General features: G+C 74.7%; 17 protein-coding genes. 6 read left to right on the top strand and 11 right to left on the bottom strand.

The window, feature by feature from the left end; genetic code table 11:
• Positions 1 to 24: 24 nt before the first annotated feature.
• The 3 genes from C5508_RS09125 to C5508_RS09115 are packed head-to-tail and all read left to right on the top strand — an operon-like array spanning position 25 to position 2448.
• Positions 25 to 942: an alpha/beta fold hydrolase gene (locus tag C5508_RS09125; protein WP_104524631.1), complete on the top strand. Its 918-nt coding sequence runs from the start codon at positions 25 to 27 to the stop codon at positions 940 to 942.
• Positions 939 to 1811, top strand: coding sequence for an oxygenase MpaB family protein (locus C5508_RS09120; protein WP_104524630.1), 873 nt, complete (start codon positions 939 to 941; stop codon positions 1809 to 1811). The genes C5508_RS09125 and C5508_RS09120 overlap by 4 nt, the downstream gene beginning before the upstream one ends.
• Before the next feature lies 1 nt (position 1812).
• The gene (locus tag C5508_RS09115) at positions 1813 to 2448 is read left to right on the top strand and encodes a LysE/ArgO family amino acid transporter (RefSeq protein WP_104524629.1); all 636 of its coding nucleotides are present in this window, start codon (positions 1813 to 1815) and stop codon (positions 2446 to 2448) included.
• Here C5508_RS09115 and C5508_RS09110 read toward each other — a convergent pair.
• The 5 genes from C5508_RS09110 to C5508_RS09095 form a co-directional block, all read right to left on the bottom strand.
• Positions 2437 to 3297 carry a RecB family exonuclease gene (locus C5508_RS09110; protein WP_232797020.1) on the bottom strand — a complete coding sequence of 287 codons (861 nt, stop codon included), beginning with the start codon at positions 3295 to 3297 and terminating at the stop codon, positions 2437 to 2439. The two genes, C5508_RS09115 and C5508_RS09110, sit on opposite strands and share 12 nt — an antisense overlap.
• 40 nt (positions 3298 to 3337) lie before the next feature.
• Positions 3338 to 4195, bottom strand: a complete 858-nt coding sequence (locus tag C5508_RS09105; RefSeq protein WP_104524651.1) for a PHP domain-containing protein — start codon at positions 4193 to 4195, stop codon at positions 3338 to 3340.
• Positions 4196 to 4239: 44 nt separating this feature from the next.
• Positions 4240 to 4857 carry a PH domain-containing protein gene (locus tag C5508_RS09100; protein ID WP_104524628.1) on the bottom strand — a complete coding sequence of 206 codons (618 nt, stop codon included), beginning with the start codon at positions 4855 to 4857 and terminating at the stop codon, positions 4240 to 4242.
• Positions 4858 to 4859: 2 nt separating this feature from the next.
• Complete coding sequence (locus C5508_RS19890; protein ID WP_198597984.1) at positions 4860 to 5018, bottom strand: hypothetical protein; 159 nt, start codon at positions 5016 to 5018, stop codon at positions 4860 to 4862.
• Between the two features lie 162 nt (positions 5019 to 5180).
• Positions 5181 to 5804 (bottom strand): DUF6758 family protein, encoded by a 624-nt coding sequence (locus C5508_RS09095; RefSeq protein WP_104524627.1) that lies wholly within the window; start codon positions 5802 to 5804, stop codon positions 5181 to 5183.
• A 71-nt stretch (positions 5805 to 5875) separates the two neighbouring features.
• Here C5508_RS09095 and C5508_RS09090 point away from each other — a divergent pair, with 71 nt between their 5' ends.
• Entirely contained in the window at positions 5876 to 6304 is a 429-nt protein-coding gene (locus C5508_RS09090) for an NUDIX domain-containing protein (protein ID WP_104524626.1), read from the top strand.
• A gap of 28 nt (positions 6305 to 6332) precedes the next feature.
• Here C5508_RS09090 and C5508_RS09085 read toward each other — a convergent pair whose 3' ends face one another.
• The 5 genes from C5508_RS09085 to C5508_RS09065 all read right to left on the bottom strand — a co-directional run bounded on the left by C5508_RS09085 (position 6333) and on the right by C5508_RS09065 (position 11105).
• Positions 6333 to 6842 (bottom strand): MaoC family dehydratase, encoded by a 510-nt coding sequence (locus C5508_RS09085; protein WP_104524625.1) that lies wholly within the window; start codon positions 6840 to 6842, stop codon positions 6333 to 6335.
• Between the two features lie 92 nt (positions 6843 to 6934).
• Positions 6935 to 7447 (bottom strand): DUF6912 family protein, encoded by a 513-nt coding sequence (locus C5508_RS09080; RefSeq protein ID WP_104524624.1) that lies wholly within the window; start codon positions 7445 to 7447, stop codon positions 6935 to 6937.
• Positions 7448 to 7514: 67 nt separating this feature from the next.
• Positions 7515 to 8894 carry a WS/DGAT/MGAT family O-acyltransferase gene (locus C5508_RS09075; protein ID WP_104524623.1) on the bottom strand — a complete coding sequence of 460 codons (1380 nt, stop codon included), beginning with the start codon at positions 8892 to 8894 and terminating at the stop codon, positions 7515 to 7517.
• A gap of 64 nt (positions 8895 to 8958) precedes the next feature.
• On the bottom strand, positions 8959 to 10254 hold the full coding sequence (locus tag C5508_RS09070; protein WP_104524622.1) for an AAA family ATPase: 1296 nt from the start codon (positions 10252 to 10254) through the stop codon (positions 8959 to 8961).
• Positions 10254 to 11105 carry an SAF domain-containing protein gene (locus C5508_RS09065; RefSeq protein ID WP_104524621.1) on the bottom strand — a complete coding sequence of 284 codons (852 nt, stop codon included), beginning with the start codon at positions 11103 to 11105 and terminating at the stop codon, positions 10254 to 10256. Before C5508_RS09065 ends, C5508_RS09070 begins: the two co-directional genes overlap by 1 nt.
• A 201-nt stretch (positions 11106 to 11306) precedes the next feature.
• On the opposite strand from C5508_RS09065, the gene C5508_RS09060 reads away from it, so the two are divergent.
• Positions 11307 to 11555 carry a helix-turn-helix domain-containing protein gene (locus tag C5508_RS09060; RefSeq protein ID WP_104524650.1) on the top strand — a complete coding sequence of 83 codons (249 nt, stop codon included), beginning with the start codon at positions 11307 to 11309 and terminating at the stop codon, positions 11553 to 11555.
• Between the two features lie 13 nt (positions 11556 to 11568).
• Here C5508_RS09060 and C5508_RS09055 read toward each other — a convergent pair whose 3' ends face one another.
• Complete coding sequence (locus C5508_RS09055) at positions 11569 to 12138, bottom strand: hypothetical protein (protein ID WP_104524620.1); 570 nt, start codon at positions 12136 to 12138, stop codon at positions 11569 to 11571.
• 84 nt (positions 12139 to 12222) lie between these two features.
• On the opposite strand from C5508_RS09055, the gene C5508_RS09050 reads away from it, so the two are divergent.
• Positions 12223 to 13029, top strand: a complete 807-nt coding sequence (locus tag C5508_RS09050; RefSeq protein WP_198597983.1) for a LysM peptidoglycan-binding domain-containing protein — start codon at positions 12223 to 12225, stop codon at positions 13027 to 13029.
• Positions 13030 to 13038: the final 9 nt, after the last annotated feature.

Genomic DNA, 13038 nt, shown 5'->3' with positions numbered 1-13038 from the left:
GAAGGATGGCCAATACTGGGGACCATGGTCCTGCCTGGCGGCTCCGATGCCATGCCCGTGTCCCTCGCCATCGCCCCCGACGACCTGCGGCAGCTCGCCGAGCACGACGCGTCGGCACGCACCTTCCCCGGCGGCGCCGGTCCGCTGGCCGCGCTGGACACCGGCGGGACCGCCGCCCGCGGCACCGTCCTGATGGTGGCCGGCTACACCGGCAGCAAGGAGGACTTCGCTCCGCTGCTGCGCCCGCTGGCCGAGGCCGGCTTCCGCGTGGTCGCCATGGACCAGCGCGGCCAGTTCGAGTCACCCGGCCCGGACGACCCCACGCAGTACACGGTGGAGGTCCTCGGCAGCGACGTCGTCGCCGTCGGCCGCGCCGTGCGAGAGGAGTCCGGCGAGCCGCTGCACCTCGTCGGTCACAGTTTCGGCGGCCTCGTCACGCGGGCGGCCGTCCTCGCCGAGCCCGGTCTGTTCACGTCGTTCACCCTGCTCGGGTCCGGGCCGTCGCAGCTGACCGGCCGCCGCGCGGACCTGCTCGACCACCTCGCTCCGCTGCTCGACGCCGGCGGGGTGCCACTGGTGCACGAGACGCTGGAGCAGCTCGCGATGACCGACCCCAAGGCGCAGGCGGTGCCGGCGCCGACCCGCGAGTTCTACACCCGCCGGTTCCTGCGCAACTCCGCCGCCGGGCTGCGCGGCATGGCCGACGCGATGCTCGCCGAGCCCGACCGGGTCGAGGAGCTGAAGGCGACCGGGATCCCGGTGCTGGTGGCCCACGGCGAGGCCGACGACGCCTGGCTGCCGCACGTTCAGGCCGACATGGCCGCCCGCCTCGGTGCCCGGCACGAGGTCATCGACAACTCGATCCACTCCCCCGCCGTCGAGAACCCGGCGCGCACGCTCGAGGTGCTCTGCGGTTTCTGGACGAGCGTGAGCCCGGCATGACCCGGCTGCCACGACCGGCGGACTGGACCGACGAGGAGGACCGGCTCGGGTTCTTCGGACCGGCCAGCGTGACCTGGCGGGTGCACGCCGACCCGTCGTTCTCCGTGGGCGGGCTGCGCGCACTGCTGCTGCAGGCGCTGCACCCGGTGGCCATGGACGGCGTGGCCCGGTTCTCCGGCGCCTTCCGCGAGGAGCCCTGGCCCCGGTTGATCCGGACTGCCGCCTACGTCGACACCATCACCTTCGGCACCCGCACCGAGGCGGTGCGCGCCGTCGCCCAGGTCCGCGGCATCCACCGCCGGCTCGGCGGCACCGAGGAGACGACCGGCCGCACCTACCGGGTCGACGACCCCGACCTCCTGCTGTGGGTGCACTGCTGCGAGGTCGACTCGCTGCTCACCGCGGCGCGCCGGGGCGGCCTGGACCTGTCCGACGACGACGCCGACGGGTACGTGGCCGAGCAGGTGACCGCCGCCGAGCTCATCGGCGTGCAGCGGGCCGACGTCCCCGCGTCGGTGGCGGAGCTGGCCGACTACTTCGAGCGGATACGGCCACAGCTGGCCGCGACCACCGCCGCGCGCGACGCCTACCGGCTGGTCGTGCTCCCGCCGATGCCCACGTGGGTGCGGTACCTGACCCCGGCGCAGCCGGCCTGGGGCGGGCTGGCGGTGCTTTCGGTGGCGCTGCTGCCGAGCTGGGCGCGGCGGCTGTACTCGCTGCCCGGGTTCGCGCTCACGGACGCGGCGGCCACCGCTGCGATGCACGCGTTCCGGCAGGCCACCCTCCGGCTGCCGCGGGCCGCCCGCCGCTCACCGATCGTCTGGGCCGGGATCGACCGGGTGGCCGAACCCGCTCCGCTCAGCGCCTGAGGTGCTTCCCGCGTCCGCCTGGACCGCCGCCCTCGCCGGCCTGGGCCTGGGGCTCTCCCTCATCGTCGCCATCGGGGCGCAGAACGCCTTCGTGCTGCGGCAGGGCCTGCGCCTCGAGCACGTCGGCGTGGTCGTCGCCCTCTGCGCGCTCTCCGACGTGGTGCTCATCTGCGCGGGCGTGCTGGGTGCCGGGGCGCTGCTGCTGAGCCGCCCGGGCCTGCTCACGGCGGTCTGCTTCGCCGGCGCCGCCTTCCTGCTCGTCTACGGTGCTCTGGCCGCGCGGCGGGCGCTGCGCCCCTCCGGCGCACTGGCGGCCGACGCCGAGGGGGCGCGCACGGCCCTGGCGGTCACGGTGGCGGCCTGCCTCGGGCTCACCTGGCTCAACCCGCACGTCTACCTGGACACCGTCGTCCTGCTGGGCTCGCTGTCCACCACCTACGCGGACGACCGCTGGTGGTTCGCCGCCGGGGCCGCGGGAGGCAGCGCGGTGTGGTTCACCGGGCTCGGCTTCGGCGCCCGGCTGCTCCGGCCGGTGTTCGCGCGGCCTGGGGCGTGGCGGGTGCTCGACGCCGTCATCGCCGTCGTGATGACGGCCCTGGGCGTATCGCTGGCGATCCGCGGGTTCTCAGCCGGCTGACTCATCCGCGAGGAAGGCCCACGGCTCGCGGGCGGGGACCGCTGCCTGACCGGTCGGACAGCTGGGCCGGAAGTCGCACCAGCCGCACTGCACGCCGGGCACGGCCGGGAACGCGGCGTCCCGGTCCTGGCCCCCGTCCAACGCCTGCGTGGCCGCCTGGATGTCGATCGCGATGTCCTCGGCCCGCCGGACGTGGTTGGCCAGCGACCGCTCGGTGTGCTCGAAGGAGGCGACGGTTCCCGAGGGCACGTGGTGCAGCTCCACCCGGGTGCACGGACGGCGCATCGTGCGGCGGACCGCGAGCACGTAGAGCGCGAGGGCCTGCGAGCCGCGGGCCTCGTCGTCGGTGCTGGGCGTCCGGCCGGTCTTGTAGTCCACGACCACCAGCTCGTCGCCGCGCTCGTCGATCCGGTCCACCCGGCCCGACAGCGTCATGCGCTCCGTGGTCGTGCTGACCGTGCGCTCGCGGGACCGTGGTTCGTCGGTGGGGTCGACGTCCGCGAGGTAGTCGGCGAGCCAGCCGGCCGCCAACCCCTGCCAGCGGTCGGACTGCTCGTCGTCCCGGAAGCCCGCCGGGCTCCAGGCCGCGTACAGCAGCTGCCGGGCCGCTCCGGGTGTCCGCCGCTCGACCGGCAGGTCCCACCAGGAGGAGAGCACCTGGTGCATCGCCGTCCCGACGGTGTGGTGGGCGAACCGGGGACCCCGGGGCGGCACCGGCCGGTCGACGTTGGCGAAGCGGTAGCGACGGGGGCAGTCGGAGAAGTCGGCCAGCGACTTCGGCGAGGCGCGCAGCAGCCGGCGCGGCATGCCGGGCAGCAGCGCCTCACCGCCGTCCGAAGGGTTGCGCATGCCCGCCACGGTAGCGGCGGCCGGGGACGGGGACGCCGCCTCAGTCGCCCAGCGGCGTGGTCCCGGTGCCGGCCGCCAGCAGCCGCTCGAACTCCGCCGGGTGCGTGGTGCAGGCGCCGATCGGCGTCGTCTTGTTGCTGCCGTGGTAGTCGCTGGACCCGGTGACGACCAGGTCCAGGTCGGCGGCCAGCCCGCGCAGGTGGTCCCGCTCCCGGTCGCTGTGGTCCGGGTGGTCGACCTCCAGGCCGAGCAGCCCCGCCTCCGCCATCGCGACGATCGCGTCGTCGCCCACGACCCGGCCCCGCTTGGTGGCCAGCCCGTGGGCGAACACGGGCACGCCGCCGGCGGCGCGCACCAGAGCGATGCCCTCACGGACGTCGGTGTCGGCCTTGGTCGCGTAGTACGGGCTGGAGTGGTGCAGCAGCGACGTGAAGGCCTCCTCCACCGAAGCCACCGCTCCCCCGCGCACCAGTGCACCGGCGATGTGCGGCCGGCCGACCACCCCGCCGCCGGAGTGCGCCACGATGTCCGCCCAGTCCACCGGGTGACCGTCGGCGGCCAGCGCCTCGACGATCCGCTGTGCCCGCCCCAGCCGTTCGTCCCGCAACCGGGCGCGCTCGGCGGCGAAGGCCGGGTGCAGCGGATCGAAGAGGTAGCCGAGCAGGTGCACGCTGATCGGCGGCTGGTCGGAGGGGAACCAGCGGCAGGAGAGCTCCATCCCGGGGACGACGGTCAGCCCGGGCGGCCGGGCTGCCTCCGCGGCGGCCCAGCCGCCGGTGGTGTCGTGGTCGGTCAGGGCGACGACGTCGAGGCCGGCGGCGCGCGCGGAGGCGAGCAGCTCGGCGGGGCTGTCGGTGCCGTCGGACACCGAGGAATGGGTGTGCAGGTCGATCCGCATCACCGCCAGCCTGCCGCACACCGGAGCGCCGGGCACCCGCCGGGTCAGCCGTGCCGCGGCGGCAGGCCGGGAATCGGTGCGGTGTCCCGCCGGCCCGCCGACTTGCCGTCGGGGTTGCCCTCGTCGTCGCCGCCGCTGGTGAAGAGCAGGCGGCTGACCTTCCGGTACAGCTCCTCGGCATGCGGCAGGAAGGTGATCTCCGAGAGGGCCTTCAGCTTCCCGGCCGACTCGAAGCGGAAGGTGCCGTAGCCGAGCACGTTGCCGAACAGCGTCTCCTTCCACGTCAGGTCGGTGATCCGGCGGACCGGGAGCAGGGTGACGCTGCGGACGACGAGGCCGGAGGTGAGCAGCACCCGACGGTTGGTCACGATGAAGTGCCGCATCCACCACTCGCCCACGCGCACGGCGTAGACCACCACCGCCGCGAGGGCGACGAGCAGGCCGACGGTCGTGGTGAGCCGGTTGTCCGGGTCGAGCAGCAGCAGCCACCCGCCGAGGACCAGCACGGGCAGCCAACGGACCGTCGGCGCGACGAGCACCGCCCAGTGCCGCCGGGTGGCGATCGTGAGCTCCTCGCCCTCGAGCACGTACTTCCGCACGTCCTTCTCGGCGCGGGTCGGCAGGACCGGCAGCTCCGACGGCCCGCCCTCCGGCGCGGCCATCGTCAGACCAGCGAGCCGACGAACTCGGACAGGGACGACGCCGCGCTGCCCAGCGCCTCACCGGCGTTGCGCACCAGCGCGGCCGAGGCCTCCGGCTGCTGGATGACGTAGAAGAGCACGAAGGCGACGACCACCCAGGTGAGGACCTTCTTGAGGTTCACCGCCACCTCCGGGGGTGTGAGGGCATGGGGCAGGACCGACCTGCTCGGACAGCCCGCCGGGTGCGGCGGACGCGTTCGTCCCATGAGTAACACAGGCCCCAGGAGGCCTCCGGCCGACGCGCCGATCATGAGGGAGCCCATCGGGTTCCGGAGCCACGGGGATCAGCAGCCGGGCAGCAGGTGCTCCCCCGGAGGGCCGAGCGGGAGGTCGGGGTAGATGCGGTCACGCAGGTCCAGCAGCTCCAGCGGCTCGGCCAGCAGCCAGGCCGCGTTCATCGGCCACATGACCAGCCACAGCCAGACGCCGTAGGCCTCTCCCACGAAGGCGGCGCGGTCGTCGGAGGTCGGCACCGTCCACAGCGGGGCGCGCTGGCCGGCCGCCTTGACGACGACCGAGCTCGGGCCGGAGATGACGTCACCCGGGTCCAGGCCGGGCAGTCCGGCGTAGCCGCAGCCCACGCCGGTCCCGGGCTCCTCGGCCACCAGCACCAGTTCCGCCGAGCCGCCGAGAGGGGCCGGTCCGGCACAGTCGACGACAATGGCCCGGGCAGCCGGCTCGCCGCCCCAGGCCAGGCCGGTGACCGCCCAGCCCGACGGCATCGGGTCGGGCACCCAGGCCGGGACCCGCGCGTCGGCGGTGACCGCGGCGATCGCGTCGTGGGCCACCAGCGCGGTGTGGTGCAACGGGGTGACGGCGCCGTGCACGTGGCACCAGGCGTGCGCCTCCGACCCGAGTCGGGCGGCCAGCAGCTCGCCGCACCGGGGGCACACCGGAGAGGCACTCATCGGGGACAACCGTCGTGGCAACGGGCCCGATCCGTCAAGAGCGACGCCGAGCCGGTGCGTAGCCTGCGCGCGTGTCCCCCGGGAAGCAGGACGACGGGCGCCCGGTGGTGCCGTGCGTGGGCGCGATCGTGCACGACCGCGCGCACCGGCTGCTGCTGATCCGCCGCGGCCGGGAACCCAGCCGCGGCCTGTGGTCGGTGCCCGGCGGGCGGGTCGAGCCGGGCGAGAGCCTGGCCGAGGCGGTGGAGCGCGAGGTGCTCGAGGAGACCGGGCTGCAGGTGCGCGCCGGGCGCGAGGTCGGCCGGGTGCGGATCGACGCCGGCGCGGCCGTCTACGACGTCGTGGACCTGGCCTGCGCGTTGCTCCACGACGACGGCGTCCCGCGGGCCGGGGACGACGCCACCGAGGCGGTGTTCGCCGACGCGGCCACCCTCGCCGGCCTGTCCTGCACGCCGCGGCTGGTGGAGACGCTGGGCGGGTGGGGCGTGCTGCCGGACTGACCGGCGCGCACGCCCCGCTCGCTGCGGATCAGCCGCGGGGCGTGGGCTCCGGGCGGCCGGGCTGCTCGCCGCCACGGGCCTCGCCGTAGGACCGCTTGGGCACCATGACCTTGCGGCGGAAGATGCAGACGATCGTGCCGTCCTGCTTGTAGCCGATGGTCTCGACGTACACCACGCCGCGGTCGTCCTTGGACTTCGACGGCGTCTTGTCCAGCACGGTCGTCTCGCCGTAGATGGTGTCGCCGTGGAAGGTCGGCGCCACGTGCCGCAGCGACTCGATCTCCAGGTTGGCGATCGCCTTGCCCGAGACGTCGGGAACGCTCATGCCGAGCAGCAGCGAGTAGATGTAGTTCCCGACGACGACGTTCTTGCCGAAGTCGGTGGTCTTCTCCGCGTAGTTCACGTCCATGTGCAGCGGGTGATGGTTCATGGTGAGCAGGCAGAACAGGTGGTCGTCGTACTCGGTGACGGTCTTCCCGGGCCAGTGCTTGTAGACCGCACCGACCTCGAACTCCTCGTAGTACCGACCGAACTGCATGTGCTCGCTCCCGACGTCGACGCTGACAGACGGGTCGTGATCCTACGGACGGGTCGTGCGGCCGCATCCGCTGGCGGCCCGATCCTCCGCGGTCAGAGGAGCTCGAGCACGGTGCCGATCTCCTGGGAGGCGTACCACCCGAGCTCGTGCCCCTCGGCCTCGTCGACGACGAACTGGGCGTCCTCGCTGCCGAGGTCGGCCTCCAGGACGACGTTCACCGCCTTGCGGACGTCGTCCTCGGCGTCCGCGTCGTCGATGTGGGCACTGGCGACGTCGGCCAGCCGCACCTCGGAGGTGAGCCGGGCCGCGCCCCGCTCGACGTGCGGGTCGTCCATCGCGGTGACCGAGCCGTCGGGGACGTCGGCGGCCAGCACCACCCGGCGGCGGGCGGCCATCGGGTCCAGGTCGATCAGCCGCAGGCTCGCCCGAGCCGCGGTGAGCAGCGCGGCGTACTCCAGCTCCTCGGTGTCGGCCTCGGCATCGCTCACCGCGTAGAACTCCCGCAGCTGCGGGGTCACCGCGAACACGGTCTGCGGAGCGGGCAGCCGCCCCTCGTCGACCAGCGTCCGGAGCACGTTCGTCGTCGCCGGCAGGTACACGCGCACCCGGGCACCCCCTTCGTCGATGGAAGGGCGACCGTATCCGCCCGCACCCCGGCCACCTCGGAGCGGCTCAGGACGACGTCTCGACGAGGTCGGCGACCTCCTGCTCCACGAGATCGGCAAGGACGTCGACGTCGCCGACGCTGTCCCGGTCGGCGTTGAACCCGAAGAAGACCGTGCCGTCGAAGGACGTCATCCCGATGGACAGCCCCTGCCCGCGGGCCAGGGGCACGACCGGGAACACCTCCAGCATCCGGCCGCCGGCCGCGTACAGCGGCACCTGCGGCCCGGGGACGTTGGTGATGACGACGTTGAACAGCCGGCGGGACAGGCCGCGGGCGGCCCGCGCGCCGAGGGCGTGCAAGGTGGAGGGCGCGAAGCCGCTGAGCGCGATGAGGCTGTCGGCGCCCACGGACTCCCCGTGCTGGGTGATGCCGCGCATCGCGTAGGTGAGCCGGGCCAGCCGCACGCGCGGATTTGGCTCGCCGACGGGCAGGTCGACCAGGTGCGAGGTGACCCGGCTGCCCGCCGCGCCCTCCTCGTCCTGCACCGAGACCGGCACCAGCGCGCGGATCGTCGTCGAGGAGACCACCGGCTCGCCCCGGGACAGCAGCCACTCGCGCAGCGCACCGGTCATCACGGTGAGCAGGACGTCGTTGACCGTGCCGCCGTGCGCCTTGCGCACCCGCTTGAGGTCGTCCAGCGGCGCGGAGGCGACCGCGACCCGGCGCTGCCGACCGACCGGGGCGTTCATGGGGCTGTGCGGCGCCGGCATGATCGCCGACCGGGCGGTGCGCAGCAGCCCGCCGGCCAGGCCGCCGAGGCGGGCCGCGGTGGTGCTCGCATCGGTGACGGCGGACCGGGCGGCGTCGACCAGGGAGCTCGGCCGCTGCCGGTACTCCTCCAGCGCCGAGCGCACCAGCTCCAGCCCCGACGGCAGGGGCTGGGGGTGCCACTCCACCGGCTCGGGCAACGGCGCGTCCGGTGTGACGTCCAGGAGCACCTGCCCGATGTCGACGGCGCTGAGCCCGTCGACCAGCGCGGGGTGGGTCTTGGTCACCACGGCGACCCTGCCGCCGGTGAGCCCCTCGACGAGGTAGGCCTCCCACAGCGGGCGGTTGCGGTCCAGCGGTCGCGAGTTCAGCCGTGACACGAGGTCCAGCAGCTGCGCCCGGGTGCCCGGCCGCGGCAGCCCCGACCGCCGCAGGTGGTAGGCGATGTCGAAGTCCGGGTCGTCGACCCACACCGGGTTCGCCAGCTGCCCGGGAACCTCCACGACCCGCTGCCGGTAGCGGGGCACGAGCGGCAGGCGCGCGGTGATCAGCGACGCCAGCGCGTCCAACCCGCCGGGCGGTGTCTCCAGGATCAGGACGCCGCCGACGTGCATCGGCGTCCCGGGTTCCTCCAGGTAGAGGAAGGACGCGTCAAGTGTGCTGAGCCGCTCGACCATCGTTCTCCTCACGGGCCGGGGCCTCACGCTACGTCGGGGAGCCGGTTCCCCGACACCCGAACGGTCAACCCGCCCGCCGGTTGCGCAGCAGCCGGGGCCGGCCGGTCGCCGGCGTGCGGACGCCCGCCACCTCGGCGGCCAGTGCACGCAGCTCCGCGCGCAGCGCTGATCCGGGCGCCACCTCGGCCAGCGTCCGGCCGGCGGCGAGCGCGGCATCGGTGGCCCGGCGGTCCGCGGGCAGGAAGAACCTCGGCCGCCGGCCGGTGAACCGGTCCAGCGCCGCCGCCACCTCCTCGCGCGGATTCCCTGGCACGGGCCCGCGGCGCAGCTGGTTGACCAGCAGGACCGGCTCGACGTCGGGGAGCACCTCCCGCAACTGGTCCAGGGCCCGCACGCAGCGCTGCAGCGCCACCGGGTCCGCGCCGGTCACGCAGAGGACCGTGTCGGCCTGCTCCAGCACGGTGAGCGTGGCGCCGTTCCGCCTGGGGGCGGCGGTGTCGAACGAGAGCTCCTCGTCGTCCTCGACGCTGAAGGCGCAGTCGACGACGGTCAGCGCGGCCAGCCGGCGGGCCTCCTCCAGCACCGCGGCCACCGCGCCGGGCCGGAGCTCCGGCCAGCGGTCGGCGCGGGCCAGCCCGGTGAGCACGCGCAGCCCGGGGCGCACCGCCCACGCGAGCCGGGTCAGCGCCGAGGAGTCCAGCGTGCCGGTCCCGGCCAGCCGGGCCGCTCCGGCCAGACCGGGCGACTCGTCGAGCAGCCCGAGCACCTGGGCGACCACCCCGCCGTAGACGTCGGCGTCGACGAGCAGGGTCCCGACCTCGAGCCGCGCCGCCTCGTCGGCCAGGCCGACGGCGACGGTGGTGCGGCCCGGGGCACCGGTGGGGCCCCACACCGCGACGACCCGGCCCCGCCCGGTCGGCTGCGCCGGGGGCACGTCGGGCTCGGCCGGCACCGGGAGCGCGGCACGCGGGTCGGCGACGTCGCGCCCGGAGTCCGGTACACCCGCGACGGCCTCGCGCAGCGCGGCGGCGATCGCGTCGGGGTCGGCGTCGGCCGGGAGCACCGAGGAGACACCGAGCTGCCGCAGCCGCTGGGCGGCCAGCTCGTCGCCCGGCTCGACCAGTCCGACGACCGCGACGCCCGCTGCGTGCAGCCGGGCCACCGCCTCGCCGTCGAGCCGGCGCAGCTCGGCCGAGAGCAGGGCGGCCTGCCCGGTACCGGTGGCAGCCGCCGCGAGCAGCTCGGCGACGTCGACGCAACGGCGCACCACGGTGACCCCGTGGGCGTCCCGGTCCAGCGCCCCGACGAGCTCGGACTCCCAGCCGGCGCCGGTGACCGCCGTGAAGACCTGCAGAGCCATCAGCCGGCCGGTCCGGCGGGCGCGGGGACGGGCGCAGGCACGCTCCCGGCGACCGGCGCGGGGACGACCGCAGGCGGAGCGGCCGGTGCAGCGGTCGTCGAGGGCGACGCCTGCGTGGACGGGCGGGCGGCGGAACCGGCGCGCGCCTGCTCCGCCGCGGCGTCGGAGGTGTCGACCGTGTCGTGCGCGACGACGACGAGCGGACGGCCGGCGATCGCCGCGAGCACGTCGGCGACCTCGTCGGTGGCCACGCTGATGACCACCTGGATGGTCGTCGACGGGGTGGAGAGGACCCCCTCGGAGTCGCCGGTCGTCGCCTGGACCGGGGCCTCGCCCACCACCAGGGCGACGCTGCCCACGCCCTGACCGGTCGCACCGGCGGCCGGGTCGGCGATCGCGTACACGTCGATCAGCTGGCCGTGCCGCAGACCCGGGGGCACGTAGCCGGCCTGGACCGGGAGGGCCAGCTGCACGAGATCGGCGGGCTCCTCCAGCGCCGTGCGCGGCAGCAGCTCCCCCGCCCGGACCGGGCGGGACAGCACGCTCCCCTCGGGGCGGGCACTGCCGGACAGGTATGCCTTCGCGGCGTCGTCGAGCCGGACGTCGACGACGACGAGGTCCTCGGCGGTCAGCTCGGTCCCGGCGGCGAGGTCCTGCGCAGCGCTCCAGACCGGCACCGTGGCGTCGGCGGCGCTGACGACCCGGGCGCCCAGCAGCACCGACCCGAGCACGAGCAGGACACCCAGCACCAGCCGCAGGTCCAGCCAGGTGGGGGCCTTCACGCGGCGGGGCGTGGGCCCGGCGGCCGGCTCGGTCTCCGGGACGGGCACGGGGCTCCGGAGCGCGGTCACAGCGCCTCACCTCTTCCAGCACGTCGAGCGCCGGGAAGGGGCGCGTTGCACGCCGTTGCGGACCGCTGACGACGTTCGAACGCAGATGATGCGACACGAACACGTTCCCGTGCATCCGTCATGCACACGTTCGTGTGTGGACGGACGCACACGCCCCCCGCCGGGGCTGACACACTGGGTGGCGACCGGATGGAGACGCAGATGCCCACGCCCCGCTTCCTGACCCTCGACGACGTCGCCGAGATCCTCAACGTCTCGTGGTCGCAGGCCTACGCGCTGGTTCGGCGCAAGGAGCTGATCGCGATCCAGATCGGCGGCCGCGGCCAGTGGCGCGTCGAGGTGGACGAGCTGGAGCGGTTCATCCAGCAGAAGTACGCCGAGGCCCGCGCCGGCTCCGTCCCCGACGAGGCCGCAGCGACCGATCCCGCCGCGGCCGAGCAGCGCGCCTGACGCTACCGACGCCTCAGTCCCATCCGGGGAGCAGCGGCCGCACCAGGGCCACCGCGTCGACGACGACCGCCTGCACCTCGCGCACCGCACCGGCCCGCCGTGGCTCGTCAGCCGCGTGCTCGGCCAGCTCCACGTAGTCGGCGCCCACCCGGTCGATCGTCCCGGTCAGCACGGTGCCGTCGTCCAACACGACCTGCACGGCGCTCCGGTCGCGGGCGAGTCCCCGCAGCGCCCGGCGCAGGTCCAGCCGGGCCCGCACCGGCCCGTCGTCCCCCGGTGCCGCGCTGCGGCGCCCCAGGCCGGCGACCGCACGCACGGCGCCCACTGACACCAGCTGGTCGCGCCCGCGGTCGTCCGCCACGAGCAGCCAGTCGCTGCCGGTCTCGGTGAGCACGCCGCTCACCCGACCCGCGCCCCGGCACGCCAGCGTGATCCGCGCACCCAGGGATCCGGCCAGCCGGTCGGCGAGCCGGACCGCCCCCATCTCCGCGCGGGCGCGCGAGGCCCACTCCGCACGCGCCTCCGCGTCCTCCGCGGCCTCGAACTGCGCCTGCAGGTCGGCGAACAGCTGCTGCCATCGCATGCCCCACAGCGTAGATGGCTCTAACCCTTGCGTTTGCGTGCATTTGCTTGCTTTAGTGATGCGACGTCAACGTATGGAGGAACGATGTCGATTCGCCGACTGCTCGGCACCGCCGGGGGGATGGCCGCCGTGGCCGCCCTGCTGGCCGCTCTGACGCCGACCCTCCCCACGAGCGCCGCAGCGCTGAGCCGCGCCCAGGCGACGGTGGATGCGGCGGGGGCCGACGTGCTCGTCCTCCACGTCGCCGGGCTGCTGGCCTGGCTCGTCTGGTGCTGGGGCGCCCTGGGGATCGCGCTGACCGCGGCGTCCGCCCTTCCCGGCCTCTCGGGGCAGCTGGCCGACGACCTGCTGCATCGCGTGCTCCCGGCCGGGGCTCGTCGCGCGGCGGCCCTCGCGCTGGGCGTCGGCCTCGGCATCGCCCCACCCGCGCTCGGGATGGCGATGGTCGTCGCCATCCCCGCGGTCGCCTCGGCGGACGAGGCACCCCCGGTCGGCGCCGTCCCCGACTGGCCGTCCTCCGCAGCGCCGTCCGCCGCCACTCGGACCGCACCCGCTCCCCCGGTCGGCGTCGCCCTCCCCGACTGGCCGCAGGCGCCCACCGCGCAGGAGCACGTCGTCGTCCGGGGCGACTGCCTCTGGGACATCGCCGAGCGCCGACTGGCTGCGACCACCGGTGCGACGCCCACCGCCGCCGACGTGGCGAGCGCGGTCCAGGCCTGGTGGCAGGCCAACGCCGAGGTGATCGGGCCGGACCCCGACCTCCTGTCTCTTATACCCTCCTTTCTTCCCCTTCGAAGCTTCTCCGGTCGATCTCGGTGCTCGCCGGATCATTTAAAAAATAAATCCATAACAACGAAACCGATACAATCGAACACCACCCACATGCTATAATCAACCAAC

The sequence above is a fragment of the Blastococcus atacamensis genome (assembly GCF_002938425.1).
In the GTDB taxonomy this organism is placed as follows: Bacteria; Actinomycetota; Actinomycetes; order Mycobacteriales; family Geodermatophilaceae; genus Blastococcus; species Blastococcus atacamensis.
This window is presented reverse-complemented; position numbering and strand designations above follow the sequence as displayed.